Below are 25,298 nucleotides of genomic sequence, written 5' to 3'. Positions count from 1 at the left end.
GGTACATCATGACTGAACGCCAACAAAAAGGATCTCTGTGGTCCAAAATGCATATCGATCTACCGTTTCTGATCTGCATTCTTTCGCTACTGGCCTACAGTGCCTTCGTGATGTGGAGCGCCAGCGGACAGGATGTCGGCATGATGGAGCGCAAGCTCGGCCAAATCGCCATTGGCCTGTGCGTGATGATCGTAATGGCGCAGATTCCTCCGCGCGTCTACGAAAGCTGGGCACCTTATCTGTATATTGTTTGCGTGATTTTATTGGTTTTGGTCGATGCCTTCGGCCAAATCAGTAAAGGCGCACAGCGCTGGTTGGATCTCGGCTTTGTGCGCTTCCAGCCGTCGGAAATAGCCAAAATCGCCGTCCCGCTGATGGTGGCGCGCTTTATGAACCGGGACGTTTGTCCGCCAACATTAAAAAATACTGGTATTGCACTCATTCTGATCTTTATGCCAACCCTGCTGGTGGCTGCTCAGCCCGACCTCGGGACGTCAATTCTGGTCGCAGCGTCCGGATTATTTGTACTGTTCCTGGCCGGAATGAGTTGGCGTTTGATTGCCATCGCCGCCGTACTGGTCGCCTGCTTTATCCCGATACTTTGGTTCTTCCTGATGCACGGTTACCAACAAGACCGCGTCATGATGCTGCTGGATCCGGAAAGTGATCCATTGGGCGCGGGCTACCATATTATTCAATCCAAAATCGCTATCGGCTCCGGCGGTTTAGTGGGTAAAGGCTGGCTACAGGGCACTCAGTCCCAGCTAGAATTCCTTCCAGAACGCCATACCGACTTTATTTTTGCGGTATTAGCAGAAGAATTAGGTCTGGTGGGCGTATTGGTTCTGCTGGGTCTGTATCTTTGTACTATTATGCGTGGGTTGGTAATCGCCGCTCATGCGCAAACCACCTTTGGCCGAGTGATGGTCGGTGGGCTGATGCTGATACTGTTTGTGTATGTGTTTGTTAACATTGGTATGGTCAGTGGAATTCTACCCGTAGTTGGCGTACCTTTGCCTTTGGTCAGCTACGGTGGCTCGGCGCTGATAGTCCTGATGGCCGGGTTTGGTATCGTGATGTCGATACATACTCATCGAAAAATGTTATCTAAAAATTTATAGAGGTGAGCAATGCGTAAGGAATGGCTTTGGATCGGCGTCGTCAGCGTGCTGTTATCAGCTTGTACTACGGAAAATCAAGCACCTATAGAACAAACTCAGCAGACTTATAATGGGCCGATTGAAGAGATCGGCGGAGCGGAACCTCGTTATGAACCTTTTAATCCTAATTTTAATCAGGATTACAAAGTGAACGGGAAATCCTATAGCGTCATCAAAGATCCGCAAAACTTCAGCCAGACCGGTCTGGCTGCCTGGTATGGTGAAGAAGCCAATGGCAACACGACTGCCACCGGCGAAACTTTCGATCCTAATGCGCTAACCGCCGCTCACCCTACCCTGCCTATTCCTAGCTACGTGCGGGTCACCAACGTGAGCAATGGCCGCCAAATCGTGGTGCGGGTCAATGACCGTGGCCCTTATACTCCGGGACGTGTGATTGATTTATCCAAAGCTGCAGCAGATCGCTTGAATATCTCTAACAATACCAAGGTGAAAATTGATTTTATCAATGTTTCACCTGACGGTTCCCTCTCCGGCCCAGGTATGGTTGGGACCACTATTGCCAAGCAAAGCTACGCTCTGCCAAGCCGCCCGGATTTAACGTCTGGAGCGATGGGCAACCCCATTCAGCAGGACGCCCCCGTCAACGACGCGCCGGTTCGTCCAATTGAAAACAGCAACTTATCCGGTGCCGATGCCGCGCAGCCCGTAGCCGCGCAAAGCAGCGGTTTCCTACGTGCGCCGTCCTCGTTGCCTTCCGGCGTGCTGGAAAGCGCCGAGCCGGTAACGCCGCCGGTGGTCAGTCCTCCCGGTCCGATAACCTCGGTAGCTCCTGCGGCATCATCCGCTTCAGCTTCCGGTGCTTACATCGTGCAGGTTGGGGCATTAAGCGATGCCCAGCGCGCCTCTACCTGGCAGCAGGCTCTGAGCCAACGTTTTGGCGTACCGGGTAAAGTGTCCAGCGCTGGAAACGTTCATCGGGTACAGTTAGGCCCGTTCAGCAGCCGCCAACAGGCCGCAGAACTGCAACAGCGTTTATCTTCAGAAGCGCAGCAGCAGTCATTTATCATCACTGCGCCGTAGTTAGCCATAATAACTGGCTATCTGATTCTTTTGGAAACGCCTTGTAGCAATTTTGCTGTTTCAAGAAAAATTAGAGCCTAATCTGTGTATAAACAGAAGGTTAGGCTTTAAAATGTCGGGTTGCCACCCACACGTAAAAATGTGTAAACGCCGCAAGAGATGGGGATTGCCTGATGTCTGCCAAGACCTCATCTGCTATAGTGTGGCACGTTCTTAACTTACCCCACGGATGTTGTTGTCCTGATCATGAAATATGTAACTACTTCTCGTTTTATCAAGAGCATAACGCTCGGCACCGTTATCGTCATGAGCGCAGCTTCTGTTGCTAACGCCGACGACGTCAATATGAAAACCATGATTCCCGGCGTGCCACAAATCGACGCGGAAGCTTATGTACTGATTGACTACAACTCCGGAAAAGTATTGGCAGAAATGAATGCCGATGCGCGCCGTAACCCTGCCAGTCTGACCAAAATGATGACCAGCTATGTTATCGGCCAGGCGATCAAATCTGGGAAAATCGGCCCCGAAGACATGGTTACCGTAGGCAAAGACGCCTGGGCAACCGGCAATCCGGTATTCCAGGGTTCGTCATTGATGTTCCTGAAACCGGGGGATCAGGTTCCGGTCTCCAAACTGACTCGCGGTATTAATCTGCAATCCGGTAACGATGCCTGCGTGGCCATGGCTGATTACGTTGCTGGCAGTCAGGATTCCTTCGTGAATCTGATGAACAACTATGTGAATGCGCTGGGCTTGAAAAATACCCATTTCAAAACTGTTCACGGTCTGGATGCCGAAGGTCAATACAGCTCCGCTCGTGATATGGCGTTGATTGGTCAGGCATTGATTCGCGACGTTCCAGACGAATACGCCATTTATAAAGAAAAAGAATTCACCTTCAACAATATCCGTCAGATGAACCGTAACGGTTTACTGTGGGATACCAGTCTGAACGTTGACGGTATCAAAACCGGCCATACCGAAGCCGCTGGCTACAATCTGGTTGCCTCCGCTACCGAAGGCCAGATGCGTTTGATTTCCGCGGTTCTGGGTGGTCACACCTACAAAGGCCGTGAAACCGAAAGCAAAAAACTGCTGACATGGGGCTTCCGCTTCTTTGAAACCGTAGCGCCATTGAAAGTCGGTAAAGAGTTCGCTTCTGAGCCAGTCTGGTTCGGGGACACCGATCGCGTACAGCTGGGCGTTGATAAAGACGTTTATCTGACTATTCCGCGCGGTCGTATGAAAGATCTTAAAGCCAGCTACGTGCTGAACACGCCAGAAATCCACGCACCTTTGGCAAAAAATCAGGTAGTTGGCAGCATCAACTTCCAGTTGGACGGCAAAACTATCGAACAACGCCCGCTGGTGGTGATGAACGAAGTGAAAGAAGGTGGTTTCTTCAGCCGCATGGTGGATTACATCAAACTGATGTTCCACCATTGGTTCGGCTAAGGTCACAGGCTTGAAAGTCTGAAGACTGCCCCCATATTATAAATATTATGAAGCTCCCGCTCCGGCGGGAGTTATAATTTTTAATGCCGGAAGTGATTTGCATTTCGCCTTATCAACTGTCCGGTCGCAACCCAGGAGCGCACATGAAAACTAAACTGAACGAACTGCTAGAGTTCCCTTGTTCCTTTACCTACAAGGTGATGGGCATTGCTGAACCACAGCTGGTTGACCAGGTGGTTGAAGTGGTACAGCGCCATGCTCCGGGCGATTATACCCCTGAGGTAAAACCGAGCAGCAAAGGCAACTATCACTCCGTCTCTATCACCATCAATGCAGAACACATTGAGCAGGTAGAAACCCTGTATGAAGAACTGGGTAAAATTGAACTGGTTCGTATGGTTCTGTAATTTAAACCATATCTATTTGATTCAATATAAATACCCATAGATTTTTGCGCTGTAACACCGCGTAAAAAACGAATAGAGGCCCGAATTAACTCGGGCCTTATTTTATCTATATATCCGTGATTCATGCGTAATTATTATCACACTTCCGTTTTTTCACCGGTCAACACTGGTTCCCTGCGGTGGTGCTGGTATACTGACGCCACCCTTTCTGTAACCAGATGATGTCTCGCTTGCAACAACACAAGATCATTTTGCGCCAGCTAGGGCTACAACCCTATGCACCTGTATCTCAAGCCATGCACGCCTTCACTGAATGTCGCGATGAAACTACCCCAGATGAAATCTGGCTAGTAGAACACCATCAGGTATTTACGCAAGGCCAAGCTGGGAAAGCCGAACACCTGCTGATGCCGGGAGATATCCCTGTCATTCAAAGCGATCGTGGCGGACAGGTTACCTACCATGGCCCCGGCCAGCAGGTAATGTATGTTCTGATCAATTTGAAACGTGCAAAGATCGGCGTTCGCCAGTTGGTTACCGCGATTGAGAATACCGTGGTAGAAACTTTGGCTCACTTTGGTATTGAGGCCCACGCCCGACCAGATGCGCCCGGCGTCTATATCGGGCAAAAGAAAGTCTGCTCTTTGGGTTTGCGTATTCGTCAAGGCTGCTCGTTCCACGGGCTAGCGCTGAATATCGATATGGATTTGTCACCGTTTCAGCGCATAAACCCTTGCGGTAACGCCGGTATGGAGATGACACAAGTGAGTGCATACCGGCCAGGAACAACGCTCAGCGATGTGCAACCCATTCTGGTGCAAGAGTTTATTCGCCAATTGGGCTACGTGGATGCCGTTCTTCAGCCTTGGCAGGCAGAGGATTATCATCCTTTATAAGGTTTCTCCCGTAGGATTCTGCTACCTGAAAGCACAAACTCATACAAAATTGGGGGCTGAACGAATCGGGGGAAAGATGATATAATTTTTAAACAATTTTCAAATAATTTTTAACGAATGTCTCATTTCGTTGATTTTAATGAAAAATCTCATATTAGAGATTCAGAACTGGAACCTGCACGATTATGAGTAAACCGATTCAGATGGAACGCGGCGTAAAATACCGTGATGCAGATAAAATGGCGTTAATCCCGGTGAAAACCGTGGTGACTGAACGCCAGGAGCTGTTACGTAAACCCGAGTGGATGAAAATCAAGCTTCCTGCTGATTCCAGCCGTATTCAAGGCATCAAAGCGGCGATGCGCAAAAACGGCCTGCATTCGGTTTGCGAAGAAGCCTCTTGCCCTAACCTGTCAGAGTGTTTCAATCACGGCACTGCGACTTTTATGATCCTCGGCGCAATCTGTACTCGTCGCTGCCCGTTCTGTGACGTAGCGCATGGTCGTCCAACTCTGCCAGACGCCAACGAGCCAGAAAAGCTGGCGCAAACCATTAAAGATATGGGGTTGCGTTACGTGGTAATCACATCCGTTGACCGCGATGATTTACGCGACGGTGGTGCTCAGCACTTTGCTGACTGTATCGCGGCAATTCGTGCCAAAAACCCAACGATCAAGATCGAAACATTAGTGCCAGATTTCCGTGGCCGTATGGATCGCGCATTAGATATTCTGACTGCAACGCCGCCTGACGTGTTTAACCATAACCTGGAAAACGTGCCGCGGGTCTATCGTCAGGTTCGTCCAGGCGCTAACTATGAATGGTCATTGAAGCTGCTGGAACGTTTCAAAGAAGCGCACCCAAATATTCCGACCAAATCTGGTCTGATGGTGGGTCTGGGTGAAACCAACGCAGAAATCGTTGAAGTCATGCGCGATTTACGTCGTCATGGCGTGACCATGCTGACTTTGGGCCAGTATTTGCAGCCTAGCCGCCATCATTTACCGGTTCAGCGCTACGTCAGCCCGGATGAGTTTGATGAGATGAAAGCCGAAGCCATGGCTATGGGCTTTACCCACGCAGCCTGTGGTCCTTTCGTCCGCTCTTCTTATCATGCGGACTTGCAAGCCAAAGGCGAGGAAGTCAAATAATCATATAAGCCTGAATTCATATCTGGGCTGGTTTTTAGTTGCGAAAAACCGCGTTAAATAGACATAATTTATTACAACTCAAATCGCAAATAGCCTGAAACGGATCTCCACCTGGATATCCGTTTTCATTCAGACCATCTGCAATTTCCATGCAGTAAATAAAACTAGAACTAGTCTTTATGCTCTACCGGCGGCACAACTTTAGTTTCTGCGATATCGGCTGGCGGAGCTTTATCATCGCCCATTGCTTTTTTAAAGCCTTTCAGCGCCGCACCTAAATCAGCCCCCAAAGTGCGCAGTTTACTGGTGCCGAACAGCAGCACAATCAATATACCTACCACTAAGAGCTTGGTAATACTGATACCTTCCATACATACCTTCTTATTCGTTCAGGACTCAAAATAGGATTAACTTAATTGTGGATTATTTACGAATAAAATACCGGATAAAACAACAGTAATATGTAACAGATTTCGTTCCTGAACTATGATTTATGCAGGAGTCTGCTTAATTAAATTCTGACTCATGCTGAATGTCGATTCTTTAACATTCCCCAAAATCAGATTTATTCGGAGCGCGTCAATTGTCCTTATATAGCAGAGCAAATTCGCGCGAGGCCGGATTGAGTTTTGCCCGCCGCATCTACCTACCCCGGATATTTGGCTTGGGTATCGGTATGTTATGCGTCTTATCAGTGCTAATCACCCGACAAACTCCGTTGTGGATGTGGGCACTGCTAGTCATAAACGGGTTAATTTGGCCACACCTAGCCTATCAATTATCCCTTCGAGCCAATTCCCCGCATCGCCAGGAAATGCTGAATTTAAGCCTGGATTCTATTTCAGGCGGCGTATGGGTGGCGGTAATGTCGTTTAATGCCCTGCCCTCCGTGGTCATCTTATCGATGATGAGCATGAACAATATCGCATCAGGCGGAAAATCTTTTTTTCTTAAAGGCCTTGGCCTACAGATAATAGGTTGCTTACTGGTCGCCTGGATATTTCAACTACCTTTCCAGCCGCAAACCACACCAATTCAGGTATATAGCTGTTTACCGATGATTTTTATTTATCCATCGTTACTTGGTTGGGTGACGTATCGCACAGCCAAACGCCTGGCAGATAACAAAGAGGAGCTTTTGCGTATTAGCGTGAGAGATGGATTAACCGGGCTGTATAACCGACGCCACTGGGAACATCAGCTTCATAATCAGTTTGATAGCTGCCGTCGCTATAAACACAGCGCGTCCTTGGTGCTGCTGGATATCGATAAATTTAAAACCATCAATGATACTTTTGGTCACGCGGTTGGTGATGATGCCATTACGGCGCTTGCCGAGGAGCTATTATTGGGGCTAAGAGCCGTAGATATCGTCGGCCGCTACGGCGGGGATGAATTTGGCGCTATCCTCCCTAATACTTCGGCGGAACAGGCCTGCGAGGTATTAGGGCGTATTCAGGAAAAACTGGCTGGAATTGTCTTTAATCAATCGCCGGGGCTGCAGCTCAAAGTCAGCGCTGGTGTATCAGAATTCAAACCAGAAATGACCAATTATCAACAGTGGTTAAAAGCCGCTGACTCCGCTTTATATCACGCTAAAGATAATGGCAGAGACCGTATTGAGCTAGCGAGCTAAATACCTATTCAGTTAAGCACTTGGTAAAATATTTCGGTGATTCTGCATAGCCTTCCCGCAGATAAAAAGCATGAGCTTTCACTCGACGGGAATGACTGTGTAATTCCATACGATCACAGCCACGTTCGCGCGCCATCTTTTCAGCTTCATCCAGAAGTTGCTTACCGATTCCTGCTCCCCTGACCTTCTCACTCACACATAAATAACTGATCCGACAGAAATCACCGGCCAGCGCGATCTGCGGGATAAAATGCAATGAAATAAAACCGCAAACAACATCATTGATAGTCGCAGCCAGCAAACCGCTATCGGGATGCCCAATAAGCTGTAGCAAACGCTGGTTTAAAAAACCATCTGTTCCTGCATAATCTAATGCTATCAATAATTCAGAGATGGCAGCTTCGTCACCGGGTTTCACCTTTCGGATTTTCACGCTTGTTCCTTGGTCATTTAAGTATCACGATGTAATCGCGAATAGGCTACCAAACTTTCAGGGTTTAAAATAAGAAAAAGTCAGTGTAATATCCAATTAAAGCTCTGGAGATGACATTCCTCCATAACCGCCCCTCAAGGCTGATGATGTCTACGTTACCTTCTCAGAAAGGTGCGTAGAATTACGCCTAAGCCTTTCTGCAAACTCCCTGATAACAAGAAAGGTGTTTATGTTCCCCACATTACTGGCAGTCTTTATCGGCGGTGGCGTTGGCAGTACGCTACGTTGGCTTATCAGCATGAAATTAAACGGGTTATCTCCCAACGTACCTATTGGCACTCTCACTGTTAACCTGGTTGGCGCTTTTATTATTGGCCTGACATTAGCCTTATTCAATCGAATGACGCACCTTGATCCAGTTTGGAAAATGCTAATAACAACTGGCTTTTGCGGCGGGCTGACAACATTCTCAACTTTTTCGCTGGAAGTGGTGTACTTGCTACAAGACAGTAAATTCATTTGGGCCGGGCTGACTATATTATTCAATCTGGCGGGTTCGTTAGCTATGACAATGCTGGCCTTTATGTTAGTGAACATGTGGAGCGCACAGTAAAAAAGCAAAAATCGGGGACTCCTCTCACTTTTAAGTGCGCTATTTATCCCCTTAATGTTTTCTTAAGTTTCAAATTAGATAATCCGTATCCTGAGAACAGTTTCACCTTAATGCACTGAAACGCGGGATAAATAACATGTTTGGATCACCTAAAACACTAACAGAATTACTGATGGTTGGCCTTTGCGTATTGATCTCGCTGGCATTCCTGAAGGTTTATTTATTCTAGTATTTCAAGATAACGTTTAAGATGAGCTGTAGCCTCACTGCCTGAATCTCAACAACCAGACCCAGGTTTTATCGGACGGTCATCTCATACTGTAATCATCGAAAACGGGCTCTGGCTCTATTTTCAGCCATAAAAAAACCCGCCCATGGGGCGGGTTTTTAAGAATATTGGCTACTTAGATAGCGATAACATTAGCAGCAGATGGCCCTTTGGCACCGTTCGTGATTTCAAATTCTACACGCTGGCCTTCAGCAAGAGTTTTGAAACCATTGCTAGCGATGGCAGAGAAATGAACGAAAACGTCCTTACTGCCATCTTCTGGGGTAATGAAGCCGAAACCTTTGGATTCATTGAACCACTTAACGCTACCTTTAATCTTAGACATCAAACATACCTTTACGTGAATAGTTGGACACAACAACCGTGTCAATTACAGTACAGCAATTGAACGATGTTTTGTCCAGAATGTAGATCACAAAAAAGAGAAAAACAGATAGAATCACCAATCTCTGCCACACTGTCAGTGTGAATACTTTGCATTTCTGCCTAAGTTGCAACCAAATCTATGGTGATTCCCAATGCTAATAAACGTGGCAAAGGTCTCAGGCTGTATCTGTAAAGCATTCCCCTGTATCATAGGCAACTAATAGACTGGCTTAAACGAGATACATGATGAACGGTAGAATAACAACTTTTTTTGAAGATAAAGGTTTTGGTTTTATCACCGATGAAAACGGAGATAACCGTTATTTTCACGTTATTAAAGTTGCTAATCCCGAGATGATTAAGAAAAATGCGGAAGTGACTTTTGAACCAACGACCAACAGCAAAGGTTTATCAGCTTTTGCAGTTAAAGTTGCCATTGAGAGCAAATACATTTTTATTGCCAATGAGAGAATCAAACTTACCAGCATTAAGTCTTTCAAAACATTTACTAAAGAAGTACCGGCTCAGGCAGAGGTGGATAAAGCTAATACCGTGCTTTCTGTTGGACTGTTGATGAATAAAATTCGCCCGCAGGAAGAAAACATTGCGGAAAAAACGGTTCCCCTGAAAATGCTATCGGTAACCACTCATCAAAACGTGACTTATACCTTCTCCGATCACGAAATCGATATTGATAGCACTGTAGCCAAGCTGAAAAATATTTAACCCTCTTATCTACCAGTCCCCTATCGATGGGGACTGAGTACCCCTTAAACTCCTGACGGTAAAATTAGCAATCACCGTGGTGTCATCGGTGTCAAAAAGGCAAATTCAGTGCCCGATGTTTAAGTCAACAATAGACGTTGACGCATGTATATCTAAACTTCTTTACTTGAACATAAACATCTTAATCAATTCAACATCAGTTCTTACACCCAACTTTCTCATCGCAGAGCGCTTTTGCCCGCTCACAGTCTTTTGACTCTTCTTAAGGATTTTGGCGATATCACCGCCGGAAAAGCCTTCATTGAACAACGCCAGAACGGCATTTTCACTTGGCGTAAGAAAGTTTTGCTCATCATTCTGAACGACTTCATGCTGATCTACTTTACGATCGGATGCAGCTTCAGTGAGGATACGGAATGTTCGTTTAATAACGCCGGTAATTTTGGACTCTAGGCTGTCTATAGTTTCTTCACGATAAATCATGGTGACATTATGGAATCCGGGGATTCCCTGAAAGAAACTACTTAACCTTAAATCCGCAATCAGGAAAACCTTAGTATCCAGCGCTATTTTCTCTAGGCGGGCTAACGCCTCAAAAAAGTTGGATTCATCAACGCCGATAAATACAACATCAACTGGATGGAATGGACGCTTATAAAACTTAATATCTTCCTTGCTTCCCATTCCGGTAAATATTTTTTTAACCATAGATATGATCCCAAGGGTCAGATATCTATCATTATCTACCACCATGCAACTTATCATTTTACTCACATCCTAAAATAAGACGTCGAACAAAAAAGATAATCCATGCCTTTACCCGTAATATCAGGCTCCATGCAGGCCACGGACTGCCTATCCCCACATCAACGTGCAAAGCACCAATCCGGGTTCAAGGCAAACTTACGCCAATACGCGATCTTTTTTGCTGAGAACCTAAGCAATCAACTTCCTTATGGTTGTAGAAGCGATTCTTTAATTTATGGCCGCTATCTTACCGACGGATTTTATGTTCAATCAGTAAAACACAGGGCATTTTTAGGTTATATAGGACAGTGAGACGCTTTTGTGTAGGAATACTCTGACACCAATAAAAATTAACGGATTGGCAAAATAGAGTTAAAAGGTAAGAACAAAGGGGGAATAAACGAGGGAGTGATGGCAAAATTCCTACCTGATGTTATGAATTTCAGTTAGTCACTATGAACGGTGACAGAAATTTCGTTTTGTGCAAAGATATCTTAAAATGAATAGATGAGATAGCGAGTTTTCTGTTGCAAACCCAAGGTGTGACAATGAACAAACTGCGGTATGTGATCAGACACAGTCAGCCAAAAAAAATTGCACCAAGTCAGATGATAAAGGGCATCGCTTTGCCCTCTGGACTCCCCTCTTATGTGACGATTCAATTATGAGAAATGTCGGCCTCCATGCGCTAAAGAGCCTTAGCTGCTTTTCTGCGGTCACATTCTACTCTGCTAGTAAAACCTGTTCCGACAGCTGTTTTTTAAGCGGTGAGGTTATGAGTATCCTCTATTTCTTATCTATTATAGCAACACCGCTGTTTTTCATGATAATAGGTTATATTGACTCGATTGAAGAAATCACAAGGCAGGATATATTAAGAAAGATCAAATCCATTTTAACAATCATAATATTCTGGAACGTTTTATTTTACTTCATCAATGAAGATGGATTTAAAAAAGGTTATTTCCTGCAAAGCTGGCTGTTATTTAGCATCGCGCTTATTTATGTAATAAATCCGATAATATCTAAAATACTTAAAAATAACAGGCAAACCTTCTTTACCTTAGGTGGATTATTAATCTTTTCAGTTTCCATTGATATTATCAGTACTTTTACCGAAAGACCTTATTTAATCGATTTCCCCCAGTACTTCAGGCTTTGGACATGGGTATTTTACTATATGGTCGGACGTTTTCTCTGTTCAACCAAAGGTAGAGAAATCACTAAAAACATAAAAGTCAGAATAGCGGCTAAACTATTGATCGTCCCTACAGCTATATCGATGTATTTCTATGAGAGCTTTATGTCTCTGCACGTGTATAAAACGGTTAATGCTGGCTATTTTCTTGATAACTTTCATGTACTCATTTTGAGTCTATGTCTGTTTGTTATCTTTGATAATTTTGATACTAAATATGAATGGATAAGAAAGACACTAGCTTATATCAGCCCATCGATGATAGGAGTTTATATTCTCCACGATGGCATATTCTATTTTATCTCTAGTGCCTATAATTTATCAGACATCACCCTAAGATTCACACTGCTATTCTCCGTCTTTATTGCATCGGTATTGCTTTCTCGGGTTCTATTATTAAACAAACTGACCTCAAGGTTTATTTCTTTCTAATGATATAGATGAATAGCGCGTCACTATCAAACCATTAGCGATAAAAATGACTTGCTATTTAATAAAAAATAACAGCATATAATTATGAAATAGTTAGATTTAAAATATAAAAAATTCAACACCATCATTGCCAATTTAGACATTTAAAAAATCAAAGACTCACTTTTAAAATACAACAACGTTATTTAATTACAATAATTTTAAACGCTTGGAAAATGTCACTTTTAGGATTTAAATTCATGGATGTAATTACATAGAATTTAAGAGTGTAAACAAAAAAACAAGATCGCACAAAAAACATACAACCCCCACTCTTCTTTCGCTTTTACAGCATCATTCTCATCACCTTCTCGTAAAGATACGAGATATCTCATTTGCTATTTATTCATTTCATCAAAGAAACGAATCAATTTTTCCACTGCAACATTTGAATTATCTATTAGATATTCCTAAAGAAATCATCAAGAGTTTTATTTCCATTTTGATACATACTGGATATCAGTTGGCCTAGTTTTACGACCTTGACCATATTGAAGATCATAATATTGCTGTGAACTAGATACGGGATAACGGCAAGCTGTCTCTGCCAGAGAACTGGCTGACGCAGTGCGGCCTGACCGGGCAACCGCTGGCGATCAGCGTGATGCCTGGTCAGGTGGTGATTAAGGTTCGGCAGGGTAATCTGTGACGTAACAACAGATAAAAAAATAGCCGGGAAGACCCAAAGAGGCCCTTCCCGGCTTTTATTTACACATTTAATCTAAAGAGTTAATAATATTAACTAAGCGATGCTGGGTCAAAAACCAAGATGACACTTCCTTTCATACCACACGGCCACGCACCTGCTTTGTAAAGTGCATATATATCTTCAAGAAAGGAGTCTTTTATAAAGTTATCTAAGTATCTATTGACCGCTACTGTAGACAATACAAAAAACGCATCTTCTTTAGCTTCAGAGAAAATAAAGTCATCATGAGCGGTATTCGTTTTCTTTATTCTCTTCTTTCTAAACTCAATAAGTGATGATGCATTTTTAACCTGTAAACTTTCAAGATTACCATTAACAAAATCATAAGCCTCTTGGAACTTCTTATTTTTCCTTAAAGATTTACGACATTGTTCAATCGTATCATTCCAAACTTTATAACCCGATGGGAGGTTCTGCTCAAACGCATACTTATAAGCATCATCAACATTATTAATAACAATAACCTTCTGGCTTATAGCTTCAGACAACCCTTTAAAGAGAGCATTTGTAAATGCAAATTCAATAGGTTCGATTATGTATCTTTGATCCATTACCAGCCACCTTTAGTGAAAATATTAGTCCAGACAGCATTAACCTTTCCATTTCCTAATGCACCACCTGCTTTATCCATATCAAGTGGTCTGATTGGGTGGCCATTCTCTAACCCTTTCCGAGAAATTCCTTGGATTTCTTTCACTTGATTCAAAATAGCGCCTTTAGATTGATTAAGATCTATTTTATCTAAAGCATTTTTAACTGCTTGTGTATATCCATCATGACTTCCCTGATGCCTTGCCATCGCACTAGTGCCATCATCGACTCTTCTGAGGAAGATACCGTTTCCGGCATCGTCAATATAATATTTGATCTTCTTTAATGCTGGATGGTTAGCTAATTCTTTCGGGATTATATGGTGGGCTTGATGCCCAGTCCATTTCGTAGAACGCGGCAGTCCCATCGCCTCCATCATGTTCCTACCAAGTGTGGTAGAACATCCTGCTAAGCCTAATGGGTCGACCCATGACAGAGGATTATGTACATACCCGTAAGTATTCTCGCCCCCCGCCAGCCCTATCGGGTCCGGGCTTAAGTAACAGCAGGCCTGCGGGTCGTAGTAGCGGAAGCGGTTGTAGTGCAGCCCCGATTCTTCATCCAGAAGCTGGCCGGCGAAATTTAAACCGGGTTCTGGCTGGCTGTGGTTACGTGAACTAGATACGGGATAACGGCAATCTGTCTCTGCCAGAGGACTGGCTGACGCAGTGCGGCCTGACCGGGCAACCGCTGGCGATCAGCGTAATGCCCGGTCAGGTGGTGATTAGGATTCAGCAGGGGAATATATTGGCATGATGACAGGTAAAACAAGCCGGAAGATACCTTATGATCATTCCGGCTTGTTTTAGTTATTCGTAGATCCTGGCAGCCATTAATACGTCAGCAAGGACACTCCAACTGGCATTATCTGGGCATGGCTTATTCATATTCTTATAAAAACCATCCATGTCTTCCATCCATGAAGCCATCGCTTCTAAAAAAGATGGAAGATCATTATTCTCCCACTCATCAGGATTATTTCTTGCTTCCGAAGCCAAAGATAAAATTAATTTAATTAATTCATCTCTAGTTTCAACAGGATATAAATCATTTTCCATTTCAACCACCTATTATCTGTTTAATTCCATCACCTAATTTTAAAATGATGCTCTTACCTTCAGTTTTTGTTGTCATTTTCCACATTTGGCCTGCAACTTCTTTGGCTGTAGCCTATTGGACTGGTACGCTTTCAAGACCTGCTATTTTAAATGCGGCCAATCTTCGATGGTCTAGAGTCCATATTTTCCCTGTAGCATCCCGCCAAACCTTAATAGCAGGTAGATCCGCAGCTTTAAGTGTTCCATTTGCTAATGCAGCAGCGTTATCCAGAACAGTATGAGCTCCTGTTTGATTTTTAATTGAGCTTTGCATGTAGTGAATATCTTTAGGATTGAGATTACACCCAGCCAATCCCAGCGGATCTATCCATGTAAGAGGGTTTTTAACGTAGGCATACAGGTTCATCCCCCCCGCCAGCCCTATCGAGTCCGGGCTTAAGTAACAGCAGGCCTGCGGGTCGTAGTAGCGGAAGCGGTTGTAGTGCAGCCCCGATTCTTCATCCAGAAGCTGGCCGGCGAATTTTAAACCGGGTTCTGGCTGGCTGTGGTTACGTGAACTAGATACGGGATAACGGCAAGCTGTCTCTGCCAGAGGACTGGCTGACGCAGTGCGGCCTGACCGGGCAACCGCTGGCGATCAGCGTGATGCCTGGTCAGGTGGTCATTCAAGTACATCAGGATAATATACTGGCGTAACCACAGTTACAAATAACTAGATAGATCCTTCTTGGATCTATCTAGTCTTATATTAAATAGCTATTATTTTTTCTTGAGCAAAGCCAACAGGCCAATGCCCAGCATAATATATCCGCACAACATCCTCCCATCTAGTTCCTAGGTTTTGATACTTTTCAGATACATACTGCCTAAAAGCAAAGCATATTCCATTTCTTGCCGCCTGGCTAAAATCATGTGGCAAGCATATAAATTTATCTTTAGGTAACCCTTTAGTTGCATTTAATACTGCTTTATTTACTTTAATTCTAAGCTCTGCAAGCTCTTTAGATGTAGTTTGACCTTTATAAAATGGGTCATCTTGAGTTGGCGAGGTCGGAAGCCACTCAGCACTAGCATAAAGGCCATTAAACTCCACATCAGATGGATTAATGAACACCTTTTCAACATCTTTAATTAAAATAACATTTTCATTCTGGATGTCAGACACCCCCATATTTGAAAAGAATCTTGCCTTATCTATTTCTTCCAACACTTTATTAATATCAATCATATTAAAATCTCAAATCGGTTATGGTTCCTGGCGGTAAAGCTTTCCTACCTTGTTGGACTGTAGTACGAAGCACACCACCTGCTGCGTGCGGGCCAGGTATTCCAGGTAAAGAGTGGTTTGGTAATGTTCCATGTGTAGGCATTAAGTTCCACCATTTATTCGCCCCCCCACTTTCCAATGGAATTATATGATGCGGAGTTGCCCCAGTAGGCCAAACTCTTCCTGTATTCGCTTCCCATTGACTCATAAGATATTTTTGATCTCTCACAAATTCTTTACGTGACAACCTATTTTGGAAAGCACTACGTCTTTGAACTACTGGTAAATTACCTTTTAATATTTCTGCTTGCTTTGGAGTTATATGCCCTCCAGGTGACGCAACCTTATTAGCATCGGCAATAATGCGATCAAGAGTAGAACATCCAGCTAGCCCTAATGGATCTATCCATCCTAGCGGATTGTGAACGTAACCATAGGTGTTTAATCCCCCCGCCAGCCCTATCGGGTCCGGGCTTAAGTAACAGCAGGCCTGCGGGTCGTAGTAGCGGAAGCGGTTGTAGTGCAGCCCCGATTCTTCATCCAGAAGCTGGCCGGCGAATTTTAAACCGGGTTCTGGCTGGCTGTGGCTGCGTGAACTAGATACGGGATAACGGCAATCTGTCTCTGCCAGAGGACTGGCTGACGCAATGCGGCCTGACCGAGCAACCGCTGGCGATCAACGTGATGCCCGGCAAGGTGGTGATTCAGGTGCAACAGGATAATGTATTAGCGTAACAACAGATAAAAAAACCGGAAAGATCCAAATATTATCTCCCCGTTCTAATATTAGTCATCAATCATATCAAGAGATAACTGTGCTGCCTCTCGGATATCTTCATTCTTCGATTTTAGCGATATTTCCAAGCCTTTTTTTAGTTTGGCATCAGCGAATGCTGCTGATACTTGGGTAACCCAGTATCTTACATTGTCGGTTACAGATGGGTTTTCTAATGTTTTTTGTATTTCCAACACTACATCATCGCGATGGCATTTATAAAAAAAATCTTCTACTAATTGATATACTCCCCACCCATCTCCATTACCATAAGAGTTAAGGAATAATGAGATTGCCTCTTTGTCAGGATGAGCAATGAAAAACTTTCTTGCCTCATCATATTTATTAATTAGTTCTTGTGTTAAAACGTCATCATCCGGCATCGGTTGATTATGACGTAAGAAAGACAGCGCTTCATTTCTGTTCATATTCATAGCTCCATAGCTTTCCATAATGCTTTGTTTTGTTTGATTAGCTCAGACAACTGCCTATTAACAACGTCCTTACTATATCCAGCATTACGGAATATAGTTCTCAGGTCAACAATGTCTCTTGCTAGGTATTGCCTATTTGTTAAACCTCGGACAAACGGTTTTTTATATGTCCATGTTAATTCGTGCAGATCTTTACGCATGTTTATCGTTATTCCTCGAGCATGTGTCGTCGGACTAACAGCATTCTGAATAGCATGATGCGGTGTATGGGTTGGATTAAGACCACTCTTTATATTTGCTCCACGGACTTGGCTATATGTGCCAACAAATAAGTCCTCGCCTGGTTTCGCTAACGGTGGTTTAAGTTTACCAGCGTTTGCCAGTGGACAAGCTGCCAACCCTAAGGGATCTATCCATCCCAGCGGGTTATGTACATACCCGTAAGTATTCTCGCCCCCCGCCAGCCCTATCGGGTCCGGGCTTAAGTAACAGCAGGCCTGCGGGTCGTAGTAGCGGAAGCGGTTGTAGTGCAGGCCCGATTCTTCATCCAGAAGCTGGCCGGCGAATTTTAAACCGGGTTCTGGCTGGCTGTGGTTACGTGAACTAGATACGGGATAACGGCAATCTGTCTCTGCCAGAGGACTGGCTGACGCAGTGCGGCCTGACCGGGCAACCGCTGGCGATCAGCGTGATGCCCGGCAAGGTGGTAATTCGGGTTCAACAGAGTAATATACTAGCGTAGCGACATATAAAATGGCCGGAAAGATCTAAAGAGATCCATTCCGGCCATTTATTTTTACTTCATCTCTTTTTTCTTGGATAAATAAAAGTCAAGATACTTCTTCGGTCTTTCTTTAAATGCACGAGCCTTACCATAATTATAGGCATCGTCAAAGTATTTATATGATTCATCATATTGCTCTAACTCATAACAGACCATTCCCAGGTCGATTGATGGTGCTGTATCTATATTAGAGCTTGTTGCTTTAAGTTGCGCCTCACCCCAATATTTTGCACTTTCAAAATCTGACCGATTAAAATATGCAGTATAAAAAGAACCTGATAACCATGAACTTAACATTTCCCATTCCAATTTTGGTTCCGGCAGTAACTCCCATGCCTCTTGATAATTTTTCAATGCAGAGTCAAAGTCACCATTCGTACTGTAAACATTCCCAGCCTCTATGATAGATACTATTTTTTCTTCTAATTCCAGGTTATCTTCTGCAAGCTCTTTCATACACCCACCTATTAAAAATATTGTGACATTTCTGCTGGCCCAATAAAATCACTTGGATCTCTATATCTATCAGGCAATTTAGCACCTTGAGAACGGTTATGCCCAAAATATTCTAATTCATAATTTTTGGAATCTCTCATAAAGGCTCTAACTTCTTTAGATTTCGGGCCATAATAACCGCCTTTCTGATTCCAATATTTAACAGCATCTGTTAAGTGAGCCATATCAGCATCCTGAACGCGATACCATTTATTATCCGTTGAACTTTTAAACCTCATATCACTACCAGCACCACGAATACGACCTTCACCACGCATTCGTTCAATAACTTCTCTGCCAGTCTTGCTATTTTTGCCTGGGGTTCTTCCCATATTATTTAGACGACAGGATGCCAGCCCTAGCGGATCAATATATGTCAGTGGGTTCGGAACGTAACTATATAAGTTCATCCCCCCCGCCAGCCCTATCGGGTCCGGACTTAAGTAACAGCAGGCCTGCGGGTCGTAGTAGCGGAAGCGGTTGTAGTGCAGGCCCGATTCTTCATCCAGAAGCTGGCCGGCGAATTTTAAACCGGGTTCTGGCTGGCTGTGGTTACGTGAACTAGATACGGGATAACGGCAATCTGTCTCTGCCAGAGGACTGGCTGACGTAGTGTGGCCTGACCGGGAACCGCTGGCGATCAGCGTGATGCCTGGCAAGGTGGTGATTAGGACTCAGCAGGGTAATATATTAGCGTAACAACAGATAAAAAAGCCGAGAAGAACTAAAGAGGATCTTCCCGGCTTTAGTCTAATTGGCGTTGTATATATCGTGCAAATCTTTATCTTCGTTTAACACGACAGACAATTCATTATCTTTCTGATAAGTCAAAACCAACTCCCCTTTATTTTCATCATCCTCTATAGCACGAACGCCATCGATAACACATAGCATACCGAATAAAGCATCATCGGCAACAAGCTTGATTATCTGTTTTATAAATTCTTTAGCCTCATCGGCCTGTGAATTATAAAAGCCGGATAAATCAACCAGTTCCTTTGATGGCTTTTTACCTGGTGGGGATTCCAGTATAGATATTATATCTTCTACCGCGGCATCTTTAACAACAAGGTTTAATATATCTACAAACTTATTAGCATCCATTTAACTTACCTTAATTTAGTAAACGCCTCAGGGAACATTTCTTTATTGAGCCTGATAAGATCTTTAATGGCTGAAGGTGGTGCATTGGTATAGTTACGAAGATCTCGTATATCTTTCGCTAATAAATCCCTTGGCGTTCCTGTAAAAGTACCTTTAGTTGTTGGTATTAATTTATGTTCAGCTCTCGGAACAGCCATTGATGGTGCAGTCTTTGGGTCATAACCAGATATAACCTGGCCTGCAGGGTGTTTCTGAGTAACATGGTGAATATCTAATCCATCACCAACTTTTGAACGCCGCTGTAAATCATCAAAAGTTCCTACTTCATATTTTTGAGTATGGCACCCCGCCAACCCCAGTGGATCGATCCACGTTAATGGATTTGGTACATACGCGTATAAGTTTAATCCCCCCGCCAGCCCTATCGGGTCCGGACTTAAGTAACAGCAGGCCTGCGGGTCGTAGTAGCGGAAGCGGTTGTAGTGCAGCCCCGATTCTTCATCCAGAAGCTGGCCGGCGAATTTTAAACCGGGTTCTGGCTGGCTGTGGTTACGTGAACTAGATACGGGATAACGGCAATCTGTCTCTGCCAGAGGACTGGCTGACACAGTGCGGCCTGACCGGGCAACCGCTGGTGATCAGCGTGATGCCCGGTCAGGTGGTGATTAGGATTCAGCAGAGTTGTATGTGCACTGACATTTCATAATTAGCAGGAATGATCCTGAGAGGATCATTCCACGCCAGAAGAGAGTTAGCCAACATTCTCCCTCTTAACTAATCTTCCATCATCAAGTGTCAGATAGTCTCTCTTATCTCCATGTGTGATCTCCACATATTCATTAACCACAACTGCATCAACAATTCCACAAAGGTAATGCCAAAAAGACTTTTTGGCATTATTATAAAGAAGCACCCCCCACTCACATGGAATTAAATAGCGCTCTTCAGGGAGATGAATAACATCATACACAATGCCGCCAAGGCGTGATATTTCAGAACGAGCTTCTTCTGTAAAAACTATTAACCCATCATCTTTTTCACCTTGAGATGCATTACAGTCTGGACATCTTTCCAGATCCGATTCATAGCTAGAATAACAATTTTGACATGTGGTATATTTCATCAACCCTCTCTTATTTAATTGGAATACTAGATGTAATAACACCTGGACCAGTACCACCAATATGCGGATCAACATGGTCTGTAATAACACGTATTTTTTGTGTTACCCCATTTTGGGTCGATGTGCCTTCAAATACCTTACCAAAGAACCCTTCCCTATTAGAAATGACTTGATTTGCAGGATTATTAGCGACCTCCACAGTAGCATGCGCAATATCTCTATTGCTCCACTCCGATGGGAATGGTGAACCTTTTTGCCTTTTAGGCTTCATTGATGCATATGGTTCTTGCTTAGGAGGACCGACATGAGGAGAGTGCCTTCTTAATATATGACGAAGTGAGCCAAACGAGAACTTATAGCCATCATTACCAGCATTTCCTACAGGAGGACACGTCGCTAGTCCCAGCGGATCTATCCATGTAAGTGGATTTGGTACATACGCATATAAGTTTAACCCCCCCGCCAGCCCTATCGGGTCCGGACTTAAGTAACAGCAGGCCTGCGGGTCGTAGTAGCGGAAGCGGTTGTAGTGCAGCCCCGATTCTTCATCCAGAAGCTGGCCGGCGAATTTTAAACCGGGTTCTGGCTGGCTGTGGTTGAGCACTTTCGCCAGCGCTGCGCCATATAACGAATGGTTGGCGCGTTGCCAGACGCGTTTTCCTGCGGGGTTAAAGAGCGCGAGGGGTTCCCCCGTTGGGGCGCTGACCGCGTAGTGAGTTTCGACTTCGCCTACCTCGCCCTCACTGACTCGGCATTCCTGTTGCGCTATCAGCTCCCAGCCATTAAACACCCAATGTCGGATTTTTTGCAACTCGCCCTGTCGATAATCGCGAATTTCAGCAATAACATCACCGTCCCATAAATAGCTCACACGGATGCCTTGCTGTTCACAGGTTTTGCTGATACGGCGCCCAAAGGCATCGTAACGGTAGCGCCAGCTATCACCATTTTGTTTGCGCAATTCCACCAGCTGGTTCTGGCTATTCCAGATAAATCGCGTGTATTCCGGTCGGAAGCCTTCCTGTTGCGTACGGCGCGCCGTCATTCGGCCAGCGGCGTCATATTCATAAAGCTGATTACCAAGACGATTTAAACGATGGCCGCGGTGATAAATTTCATCCTCTGCGCCGCACTGTTGATCGCCCACCCGTCTGGGTAGTGGATAGCCGCTGGCGTCATAACGGTAATGCTCGCGCAGTTGATTACGTTCGCTGACCGAAATCACCTGTCCGTTGCCATTGACAACATAATTCAGTCGTTCAACATCATCGTTGATCGCAACCAACTGCAAACCAGCGTCATACTGATATTCGCGATCCAGTTCGGCCAACGTAGGCTGAGGAATGTCACTCAGTTCTTCCTGTCGGAATACCCGCGTATTGCGGCCTGCGCGTTGATGGATAACCTGCCCCATCAGGTCGTATTGCTGACGCAGCATAAAACCCGCCGCCGCTTCGCGTCCCGCTTCCTGCCCCGCGGCATCCCGCTGTAGCTGTAAACTTTGTCCGGCTGGCAATTCCAGCTGAATAAGCTCACCGGTGCGGTTTACGCCAATACGAGTCAGCCAACTGCCCGACTCGTGCCCAACACTGGTAATTTCTCGTTCCAACGTCTGGTTATCCGGATAACGACGCAGAATTTCACCGGCTACCTGAATCTCGCGAATCGGTCTATCCTGTTCGTCATACTCAAAGTGCAAAGTACTATCCGGTGCGGTAACGCTCAGCAAACGCCCCATCATATCGTATTGATACTGCGTCGCTCCTTCCGGGTTGCTCTGGGTCAGTAAGCGCCCGCAAGGGTCGTAGCTATAATGCGTGATATTCCCTAGCGCATCCTGCTTCTGGCTACAATTTCCCTCGGCATCGTAGCGGTAATACCACACCGCATCGGCGTAATCCCGTTCCTCTATGACCCGCCCTTCGCTATCCAACGTATAGCGGTAGGATTCGCCTTGGGGATTAGTCACTGCTATCAGTTGTAGCGTGTCAGCATCGTAGCGATAGCGCCAGATATGGCCTTCACCGTCGCGGCGGGAAATCGGTAGGTCAAAAGCGCCGTATTCCACCGTCCAACTAACCCCGTTGGCATCATGATATTGGGTCAGATTACCGTGACGATCGTGGGTAAAGTGCTCCTGACTGTTGTTCGGGCGATCGCTTACCGCCAGCCGTTGATGCCTGTCATAGCGCCAGCGCCATAAGGCTCCGCCAGGGGTGCTGAGAGTTTGCAGATTATCCCGGCTGTCGTAACGCAGATTCATCACCCGCTGTTCTTCATCGAAAATGCGGAACAGACGCTGGTGATGATCGTATTCCATTCTGCGCTGGCTACCGTCGCTGTGAATTTGCGTAGTCACCAACCCAAATTCATTACGTTCCAACGTGATACTGCTGCCGTCTGGTGCGGTAAAACTTTGGGGGTTCCCTTTTTCATCATACTGTTGCAGCCAGGTACGCTCTAACGGATCGGTAATGCCGAACAGTCTTTGGCTATCGTCATAACTGTATTGCCAGCAGGCGCCCATAGCGTTAGTAAATGAAGTCACCAGACCGGTATCTTTAAGGTAGCTCAGGGTAATTTGATGGCCTGAAGGAGTGATCTGCGACAACAGATTGCCGTAACTGTCGTACTCGTATCGGGTGATATTTCCGGTGGGAGAACGAACCTCGGTCACCTGATTCATCGGAGTAAAATAAAACTCGGTGGTTGCTCCTTGCGGGTTACTGACTCGCGTCAGCCCCGGCAAATAGTCAAAGTGCACCGGGTAATAACCGTCTGCGCCTATGCTGTCGGTACAACGTCCTTGCGCATCATAATGATATGCCGTCCAGGTTTGATCATTATCATGCCAGCGACTGATCCAACCCTGCGCGTTATATTCATAGAAAAGATGGTAGAACTCGGTGCTATCCGCTTCCGCCATAAAACCGCTGTCGTGATAGCGATAACTCGCCAGAACATCATATAAACCTTCGTCGGTGCGGCGAATTTCGGTCAGTTGCTGCGACGCATTCCAGATCAGCGTCAGTTCCGAACCGTCGCTGTGACAAATGCGTGTGAGCTGTTGCCTTTCGTCATAACAAAAATCGATATGATTGCCGTTAATGTCCTGATGAGCGCTAAGCAGAAATTTATTCCGATCCTTTTGCCCGACTAAGGCGAAATGACGCTGAATACCGCTGCGGCGATCCGTCAGGATGACACCCTTGTTGCCGCGCGTCACAGTGAAATCAGGGTGATCCGGATTAAAACTGAACGCATAGCCATCCGGTAGCGAAAAGTTCAGAGAACTGCCTTCCTGAGTGAAAATCTCAATACTGTCATTTTCAGGATCGATAACCGCGTATTCGCTGAAGCTATCCGCCCAATTAGCCCCTAATACCCCAAAACAGCCCTCAGCCCAGGTTCGGGTAAACGCCAGCGACAAGGTTTGGCCTAACATCAGATCGGTACGCTGCTCGACCAATTGACCAGTGACCACGTCAATAGGGTCACCCTTGACGAATTTCTTACCCGCTTCAGTAAAGCGTGCTATGCCTTTATGACTTTTAAATGCGGCAGTTACGCAAGATAAGGTTTTACCCGCGCATATTTTCGCAGCCTGTTTAGCACCCATGATTGCGCCTTTGGCTGCGGCTTTACTCCCCGCTTTGGTAAACAGTTTTGCTGTGCCGGTTAATAGACCTTTACTCGGTGGAACCAAGAATTCTACGGCGACCAGAATGGCTTTTTCCAGCATAGAAAATTCTTCGGCCACTTCTAGATAGCCACCCTGACCGGAACCGATAAATACCGTAGATGCGCCGGATTTAATGGTTGGACCGCAGGTCAATTTGTCCCCCACCCGCGCCGAGGGCATACCGTTGATGGCAACGCTTTCGCTGCCTTGGGCGATAGTCGCCGGCGCGCTGTGTTTGCTACACATAGCGGTATCGCCGGTTGCACGGGCAGCCGCTTTACCTTCGATAAATACATCGCCAGAGCCGCTGAGTAGAACGCCGTCCGTCGGGCCAACGCTGTCTACCATCGCGCTGACCGCCGAACTGGCCTTACTGATTATCCCTCCCATAGCAAAAGTCCCAGCTGTGCCTAACGCCAGTACTGCCACGGTCGCCAACCCACCGGTGCCCACCACCACCGCAGCAGCCACCGCAAAAATAGCTACGCTAATGAGTGCCCCAACCACGGCTCCGGCTAATGCACCGAGAAAACTGGCATGCTTGATAGGATCGCCCAATCGCGCCGCAGCCGGTCCGGGCGCGCCGGAACTGACCGGTTTGGGGCTGGCATGAATGGCCCCAACTCGGGCAATTCGCTGCACAATATCATCTGTTAACGACATGAAACGCCTCCCGCGTTA

29 protein-coding genes, 6 pseudogenes and 1 riboswitch are annotated in these 25,298 nt (G+C 45.5%); of the genes and pseudogenes, 16 read left to right on the top strand and 19 right to left on the bottom strand.

Annotated features, from left to right (window positions below):
- Window positions 1–8 precede the first annotated feature (8 nt).
- From mrdB to lipA, 6 genes are all read left to right on the top strand, one after another.
- Complete coding sequence (gene mrdB, locus PL78_RS01125) at window positions 9–1,121, top strand: peptidoglycan glycosyltransferase MrdB (protein WP_049596791.1); 1,113 nt, start codon at window positions 9–11, stop codon at window positions 1,119–1,121.
- Between the two features lie 9 nt (window positions 1,122–1,130).
- On the top strand, window positions 1,131–2,204 hold the full coding sequence (gene rlpA / locus PL78_RS01120; RefSeq protein ID WP_064512428.1) for an endolytic peptidoglycan transglycosylase RlpA: 1,074 nt from the start codon (window positions 1,131–1,133) through the stop codon (window positions 2,202–2,204).
- Between the two features lie 246 nt (window positions 2,205–2,450).
- A complete protein-coding gene (dacA, locus tag PL78_RS01115) occupies window positions 2,451–3,662 on the top strand; it encodes a D-alanyl-D-alanine carboxypeptidase DacA (protein ID WP_049596793.1) in 1,212 nt (403 codons plus the stop codon).
- Window positions 3,663–3,805: 143 nt separating this feature from the next.
- Window positions 3,806–4,069, top strand: a complete 264-nt coding sequence (ybeD, locus tag PL78_RS01110) for a DUF493 family protein YbeD (RefSeq protein ID WP_064512426.1) — start codon at window positions 3,806–3,808, stop codon at window positions 4,067–4,069.
- Window positions 4,070–4,287: 218 nt separating this feature from the next.
- Window positions 4,288–4,965 (top strand): lipoyl(octanoyl) transferase LipB, encoded by a 678-nt coding sequence (lipB, locus tag PL78_RS01105; protein ID WP_064512425.1) that lies wholly within the window; start codon window positions 4,288–4,290, stop codon window positions 4,963–4,965.
- 185 nt (window positions 4,966–5,150) lie between these two features.
- A complete protein-coding gene (gene lipA, locus PL78_RS01100; RefSeq protein ID WP_049596795.1) occupies window positions 5,151–6,116 on the top strand; it encodes a lipoyl synthase in 966 nt (321 codons plus the stop codon).
- 170 nt (window positions 6,117–6,286) lie between these two features.
- Here lipA and tatA read toward each other — a convergent pair whose 3' ends face one another.
- On the bottom strand, window positions 6,287–6,487 hold the full coding sequence (tatA, locus tag PL78_RS01095; protein WP_049596796.1) for a Sec-independent protein translocase subunit TatA: 201 nt from the start codon (window positions 6,485–6,487) through the stop codon (window positions 6,287–6,289).
- A gap of 305 nt (window positions 6,488–6,792) precedes the next feature.
- Between tatA and PL78_RS01090 the strand changes: the two genes are divergently transcribed.
- The gene (locus PL78_RS01090; RefSeq protein ID WP_084414367.1) at window positions 6,793–7,752 is read left to right on the top strand and encodes a diguanylate cyclase; all 960 of its coding nucleotides are present in this window, start codon (window positions 6,793–6,795) and stop codon (window positions 7,750–7,752) included.
- 4 nt (window positions 7,753–7,756) lie between these two features.
- On the opposite strand, the gene PL78_RS01085 is transcribed toward PL78_RS01090, so the two are convergent.
- Window positions 7,757–8,185: a GNAT family N-acetyltransferase gene (locus tag PL78_RS01085; RefSeq protein WP_064512423.1), complete on the bottom strand. Its 429-nt coding sequence runs from the start codon at window positions 8,183–8,185 to the stop codon at window positions 7,757–7,759.
- Window positions 8,186–8,282: 97 nt separating this feature from the next.
- A riboswitch (Fluoride riboswitch) is annotated at window positions 8,283–8,345 on the top strand.
- 69 nt (window positions 8,346–8,414) lie between these two features.
- Here PL78_RS01085 and crcB point away from each other — a divergent pair.
- Window positions 8,415–8,798, top strand: a complete 384-nt coding sequence (crcB, locus tag PL78_RS01080; protein WP_049596798.1) for a fluoride efflux transporter CrcB — start codon at window positions 8,415–8,417, stop codon at window positions 8,796–8,798.
- Window positions 8,799–9,202: 404 nt separating this feature from the next.
- On the opposite strand, the gene cspE is transcribed toward crcB, so the two are convergent.
- Complete coding sequence (gene cspE, locus PL78_RS01075) at window positions 9,203–9,412, bottom strand: transcription antiterminator/RNA stability regulator CspE (protein ID WP_002210315.1); 210 nt, start codon at window positions 9,410–9,412, stop codon at window positions 9,203–9,205.
- 287 nt (window positions 9,413–9,699) lie between these two features.
- On the opposite strand from cspE, the gene PL78_RS01070 reads away from it, so the two are divergent.
- Window positions 9,700–10,179: a cold-shock protein gene (locus tag PL78_RS01070; protein WP_049596799.1), complete on the top strand. Its 480-nt coding sequence runs from the start codon at window positions 9,700–9,702 to the stop codon at window positions 10,177–10,179.
- 162 nt (window positions 10,180–10,341) lie between these two features.
- Here the strand turns inward: PL78_RS01070 and PL78_RS01065 are convergent, their stop codons facing one another.
- On the bottom strand, window positions 10,342–10,932 hold the full coding sequence (locus PL78_RS01065) for a helix-turn-helix transcriptional regulator (RefSeq protein ID WP_064512421.1): 591 nt from the start codon (window positions 10,930–10,932) through the stop codon (window positions 10,342–10,344).
- A gap of 658 nt (window positions 10,933–11,590) precedes the next feature.
- Between PL78_RS01065 and PL78_RS01060 the strand changes: the two genes are divergently transcribed.
- Together PL78_RS01060 and PL78_RS20715 are read left to right on the top strand one after the other, a co-directional pair.
- Window positions 11,591–12,556 (top strand): acyltransferase family protein, encoded by a 966-nt coding sequence (locus PL78_RS01060; RefSeq protein ID WP_064512419.1) that lies wholly within the window; start codon window positions 11,591–11,593, stop codon window positions 12,554–12,556.
- Window positions 12,557–13,115: 559 nt separating this feature from the next.
- Window positions 13,116–13,244 (top strand): SymE family type I addiction module toxin, encoded by a 129-nt coding sequence (locus tag PL78_RS20715; RefSeq protein WP_071925632.1) that lies wholly within the window; start codon window positions 13,116–13,118, stop codon window positions 13,242–13,244.
- A gap of 89 nt (window positions 13,245–13,333) precedes the next feature.
- Here PL78_RS20715 and PL78_RS01055 read toward each other — a convergent pair whose 3' ends face one another.
- From PL78_RS01055 to PL78_RS21010, 3 genes and pseudogenes are all read right to left on the bottom strand, one after another.
- Window positions 13,334–13,855, bottom strand: a complete 522-nt coding sequence (locus PL78_RS01055) for a hypothetical protein (RefSeq protein ID WP_064512417.1) — start codon at window positions 13,853–13,855, stop codon at window positions 13,334–13,336.
- Window positions 13,855–14,274 carry an AHH domain-containing protein gene (locus PL78_RS20560; RefSeq protein ID WP_162493035.1) on the bottom strand — a complete coding sequence of 140 codons (420 nt, stop codon included), beginning with the start codon at window positions 14,272–14,274 and terminating at the stop codon, window positions 13,855–13,857. Before PL78_RS20560 ends, PL78_RS01055 begins: the two co-directional genes overlap by 1 nt.
- A 90-nt stretch (window positions 14,275–14,364) precedes the next feature.
- A pseudogene (locus tag PL78_RS21010) lies at window positions 14,365–14,442 on the bottom strand (hypothetical protein); the annotation flags it as partial.
- Window positions 14,443–14,516: 74 nt separating this feature from the next.
- On the opposite strand from PL78_RS21010, the gene PL78_RS20710 reads away from it, so the two are divergent.
- The gene (locus tag PL78_RS20710; RefSeq protein ID WP_071925631.1) at window positions 14,517–14,651 is read left to right on the top strand and encodes a SymE family type I addiction module toxin; all 135 of its coding nucleotides are present in this window, start codon (window positions 14,517–14,519) and stop codon (window positions 14,649–14,651) included.
- A gap of 53 nt (window positions 14,652–14,704) precedes the next feature.
- Here the strand turns inward: PL78_RS20710 and PL78_RS01045 are convergent, their stop codons facing one another.
- Window positions 14,705–14,953 (bottom strand): DUF7660 family protein, encoded by a 249-nt coding sequence (locus PL78_RS01045; RefSeq protein ID WP_064512413.1) that lies wholly within the window; start codon window positions 14,951–14,953, stop codon window positions 14,705–14,707.
- A gap of 334 nt (window positions 14,954–15,287) precedes the next feature.
- Window positions 15,288–15,488: pseudogene (locus PL78_RS21005) on the bottom strand (RHS repeat-associated core domain-containing protein); the annotation flags it as partial.
- Window positions 15,489–15,514: 26 nt separating this feature from the next.
- On the opposite strand from PL78_RS21005, the gene PL78_RS20700 reads away from it, so the two are divergent.
- A complete protein-coding gene (locus PL78_RS20700; protein ID WP_071925630.1) occupies window positions 15,515–15,649 on the top strand; it encodes a SymE family type I addiction module toxin in 135 nt (44 codons plus the stop codon).
- A 52-nt stretch (window positions 15,650–15,701) separates the two neighbouring features.
- On the opposite strand, the gene PL78_RS01035 is transcribed toward PL78_RS20700, so the two are convergent.
- Both PL78_RS01035 and PL78_RS20965 read right to left on the bottom strand, forming a co-directional pair.
- Complete coding sequence (locus tag PL78_RS01035) at window positions 15,702–16,181, bottom strand: hypothetical protein (protein ID WP_064512411.1); 480 nt, start codon at window positions 16,179–16,181, stop codon at window positions 15,702–15,704.
- A 412-nt stretch (window positions 16,182–16,593) separates the two neighbouring features.
- Window positions 16,594–16,794: pseudogene (locus tag PL78_RS20965) on the bottom strand (RHS repeat-associated core domain-containing protein); the annotation flags it as partial.
- Window positions 16,795–16,820: 26 nt separating this feature from the next.
- On the opposite strand from PL78_RS20965, the gene PL78_RS20695 reads away from it, so the two are divergent.
- On the top strand, window positions 16,821–16,955 hold the full coding sequence (locus PL78_RS20695) for a SymE family type I addiction module toxin (protein ID WP_071925629.1): 135 nt from the start codon (window positions 16,821–16,823) through the stop codon (window positions 16,953–16,955).
- Between the two features lie 51 nt (window positions 16,956–17,006).
- Here the strand turns inward: PL78_RS20695 and PL78_RS01030 are convergent, their stop codons facing one another.
- Entirely contained in the window at window positions 17,007–17,423 is a 417-nt protein-coding gene (locus PL78_RS01030) for a hypothetical protein (RefSeq protein ID WP_049602121.1), read from the bottom strand.
- A 2-nt stretch (window positions 17,424–17,425) separates the two neighbouring features.
- Window positions 17,426–18,010: pseudogene (locus tag PL78_RS20940) on the bottom strand (RHS repeat-associated core domain-containing protein); the annotation flags it as partial.
- A 26-nt stretch (window positions 18,011–18,036) separates the two neighbouring features.
- Between PL78_RS20940 and PL78_RS20685 the strand changes: the two are divergent.
- Complete coding sequence (locus PL78_RS20685) at window positions 18,037–18,171, top strand: SymE family type I addiction module toxin (protein ID WP_071925628.1); 135 nt, start codon at window positions 18,037–18,039, stop codon at window positions 18,169–18,171.
- A 54-nt stretch (window positions 18,172–18,225) separates the two neighbouring features.
- On the opposite strand, the gene PL78_RS01020 is transcribed toward PL78_RS20685, so the two are convergent.
- The 4 genes and pseudogenes from PL78_RS01020 to PL78_RS20095 form a co-directional block, all read right to left on the bottom strand.
- Window positions 18,226–18,669: a hypothetical protein gene (locus tag PL78_RS01020; RefSeq protein ID WP_064512409.1), complete on the bottom strand. Its 444-nt coding sequence runs from the start codon at window positions 18,667–18,669 to the stop codon at window positions 18,226–18,228.
- 11 nt (window positions 18,670–18,680) lie between these two features.
- Window positions 18,681–19,238 (bottom strand): annotated as a pseudogene (locus tag PL78_RS01015) (RHS repeat-associated core domain-containing protein); the annotation flags it as partial.
- 220 nt (window positions 19,239–19,458) lie between these two features.
- Entirely contained in the window at window positions 19,459–19,812 is a 354-nt protein-coding gene (locus PL78_RS01010) for a hypothetical protein (protein ID WP_064512405.1), read from the bottom strand.
- A gap of 5 nt (window positions 19,813–19,817) precedes the next feature.
- Window positions 19,818–20,339, bottom strand: a pseudogene (locus PL78_RS20095) (RHS repeat-associated core domain-containing protein); the annotation flags it as partial.
- 35 nt (window positions 20,340–20,374) lie between these two features.
- Here PL78_RS20095 and PL78_RS20960 point away from each other — a divergent pair.
- Entirely contained in the window at window positions 20,375–20,518 is a 144-nt protein-coding gene (locus PL78_RS20960) for a SymE family type I addiction module toxin (RefSeq protein WP_071925626.1), read from the top strand.
- 45 nt (window positions 20,519–20,563) lie between these two features.
- Here PL78_RS20960 and PL78_RS01005 read toward each other — a convergent pair whose 3' ends face one another.
- Both PL78_RS01005 and PL78_RS01000 read right to left on the bottom strand, forming a co-directional pair.
- Window positions 20,564–20,935 (bottom strand): hypothetical protein, encoded by a 372-nt coding sequence (locus tag PL78_RS01005; RefSeq protein ID WP_027272928.1) that lies wholly within the window; start codon window positions 20,933–20,935, stop codon window positions 20,564–20,566.
- Between the two features lie 10 nt (window positions 20,936–20,945).
- A complete protein-coding gene (locus tag PL78_RS01000; RefSeq protein WP_064512402.1) occupies window positions 20,946–25,280 on the bottom strand; it encodes an RHS repeat-associated core domain-containing protein in 4,335 nt (1,444 codons plus the stop codon).
- Between the last annotated feature and the right edge of the window lie 18 nt (window positions 25,281–25,298).

This window comes from Yersinia entomophaga, assembly GCF_001656035.1.
In the GTDB taxonomy this organism is placed as follows: domain Bacteria; phylum Pseudomonadota; class Gammaproteobacteria; order Enterobacterales; family Enterobacteriaceae; genus Yersinia; species Yersinia entomophaga.
Note: the sequence above shows the minus strand (reverse complement) of the source record. Positions and strands in the feature narration are given on the sequence as shown.

Coding starts and splice junctions, on each gene's coding strand:
- ybeD (WP_064512426.1), top strand. CDS start 3,806: ATGAAAACTAAACTGAACGAACTGCTAGAGTTCCCTTGTTCCTTTACC.
- PL78_RS01060 (WP_064512419.1), top strand. CDS start 11,591: ATGAGAAATGTCGGCCTCCATGCGCTAAAGAGCCTTAGCTGCTTTTCT.
- lipB (WP_064512425.1), top strand. CDS start 4,288: ATGATGTCTCGCTTGCAACAACACAAGATCATTTTGCGCCAGCTAGGG.
- cspE (WP_002210315.1), bottom strand. CDS start 9,412: ATGTCTAAGATTAAAGGTAGCGTTAAGTGGTTCAATGAATCCAAAGGT.
- rlpA (WP_064512428.1), top strand. CDS start 1,131: ATGCGTAAGGAATGGCTTTGGATCGGCGTCGTCAGCGTGCTGTTATCA.
- PL78_RS01035 (WP_064512411.1), bottom strand. CDS start 16,181: ATGATTGATATTAATAAAGTGTTGGAAGAAATAGATAAGGCAAGATTC.
- dacA (WP_049596793.1), top strand. CDS start 2,451: ATGAAATATGTAACTACTTCTCGTTTTATCAAGAGCATAACGCTCGGC.
- PL78_RS01045 (WP_064512413.1), bottom strand. CDS start 14,953: ATGGAAAATGATTTATATCCTGTTGAAACTAGAGATGAATTAATTAAA.
- PL78_RS20560 (WP_162493035.1), bottom strand. CDS start 14,274: ATGATGGAGGCGATGGGACTGCCGCGTTCTACGAAATGGACTGGGCAT.
- PL78_RS01065 (WP_064512421.1), bottom strand. CDS start 10,932: ATGGTGGTAGATAATGATAGATATCTGACCCTTGGGATCATATCTATG.
- PL78_RS01030 (WP_049602121.1), bottom strand. CDS start 17,423: ATGAACAGAAATGAAGCGCTGTCTTTCTTACGTCATAATCAACCGATG.
- PL78_RS01090 (WP_084414367.1), top strand. CDS start 6,793: ATGTTATGCGTCTTATCAGTGCTAATCACCCGACAAACTCCGTTGTGG.
- PL78_RS01005 (WP_027272928.1), bottom strand. CDS start 20,935: ATGAAATATACCACATGTCAAAATTGTTATTCTAGCTATGAATCGGAT.
- lipA (WP_049596795.1), top strand. CDS start 5,151: ATGAGTAAACCGATTCAGATGGAACGCGGCGTAAAATACCGTGATGCA.
- PL78_RS01055 (WP_064512417.1), bottom strand. CDS start 13,855: ATGGATCAAAGATACATAATCGAACCTATTGAATTTGCATTTACAAAT.
- tatA (WP_049596796.1), bottom strand. CDS start 6,487: ATGGAAGGTATCAGTATTACCAAGCTCTTAGTGGTAGGTATATTGATT.
- PL78_RS01000 (WP_064512402.1), bottom strand. CDS start 25,280: ATGTCGTTAACAGATGATATTGTGCAGCGAATTGCCCGAGTTGGGGCC.
- PL78_RS01020 (WP_064512409.1), bottom strand. CDS start 18,669: ATGAAAGAGCTTGCAGAAGATAACCTGGAATTAGAAGAAAAAATAGTA.
- mrdB (WP_049596791.1), top strand. CDS start 9: ATGACTGAACGCCAACAAAAAGGATCTCTGTGGTCCAAAATGCATATC.
- PL78_RS01010 (WP_064512405.1), bottom strand. CDS start 19,812: ATGGATGCTAATAAGTTTGTAGATATATTAAACCTTGTTGTTAAAGAT.
- crcB (WP_049596798.1), top strand. CDS start 8,415: ATGTTCCCCACATTACTGGCAGTCTTTATCGGCGGTGGCGTTGGCAGT.
- PL78_RS01070 (WP_049596799.1), top strand. CDS start 9,700: ATGAACGGTAGAATAACAACTTTTTTTGAAGATAAAGGTTTTGGTTTT.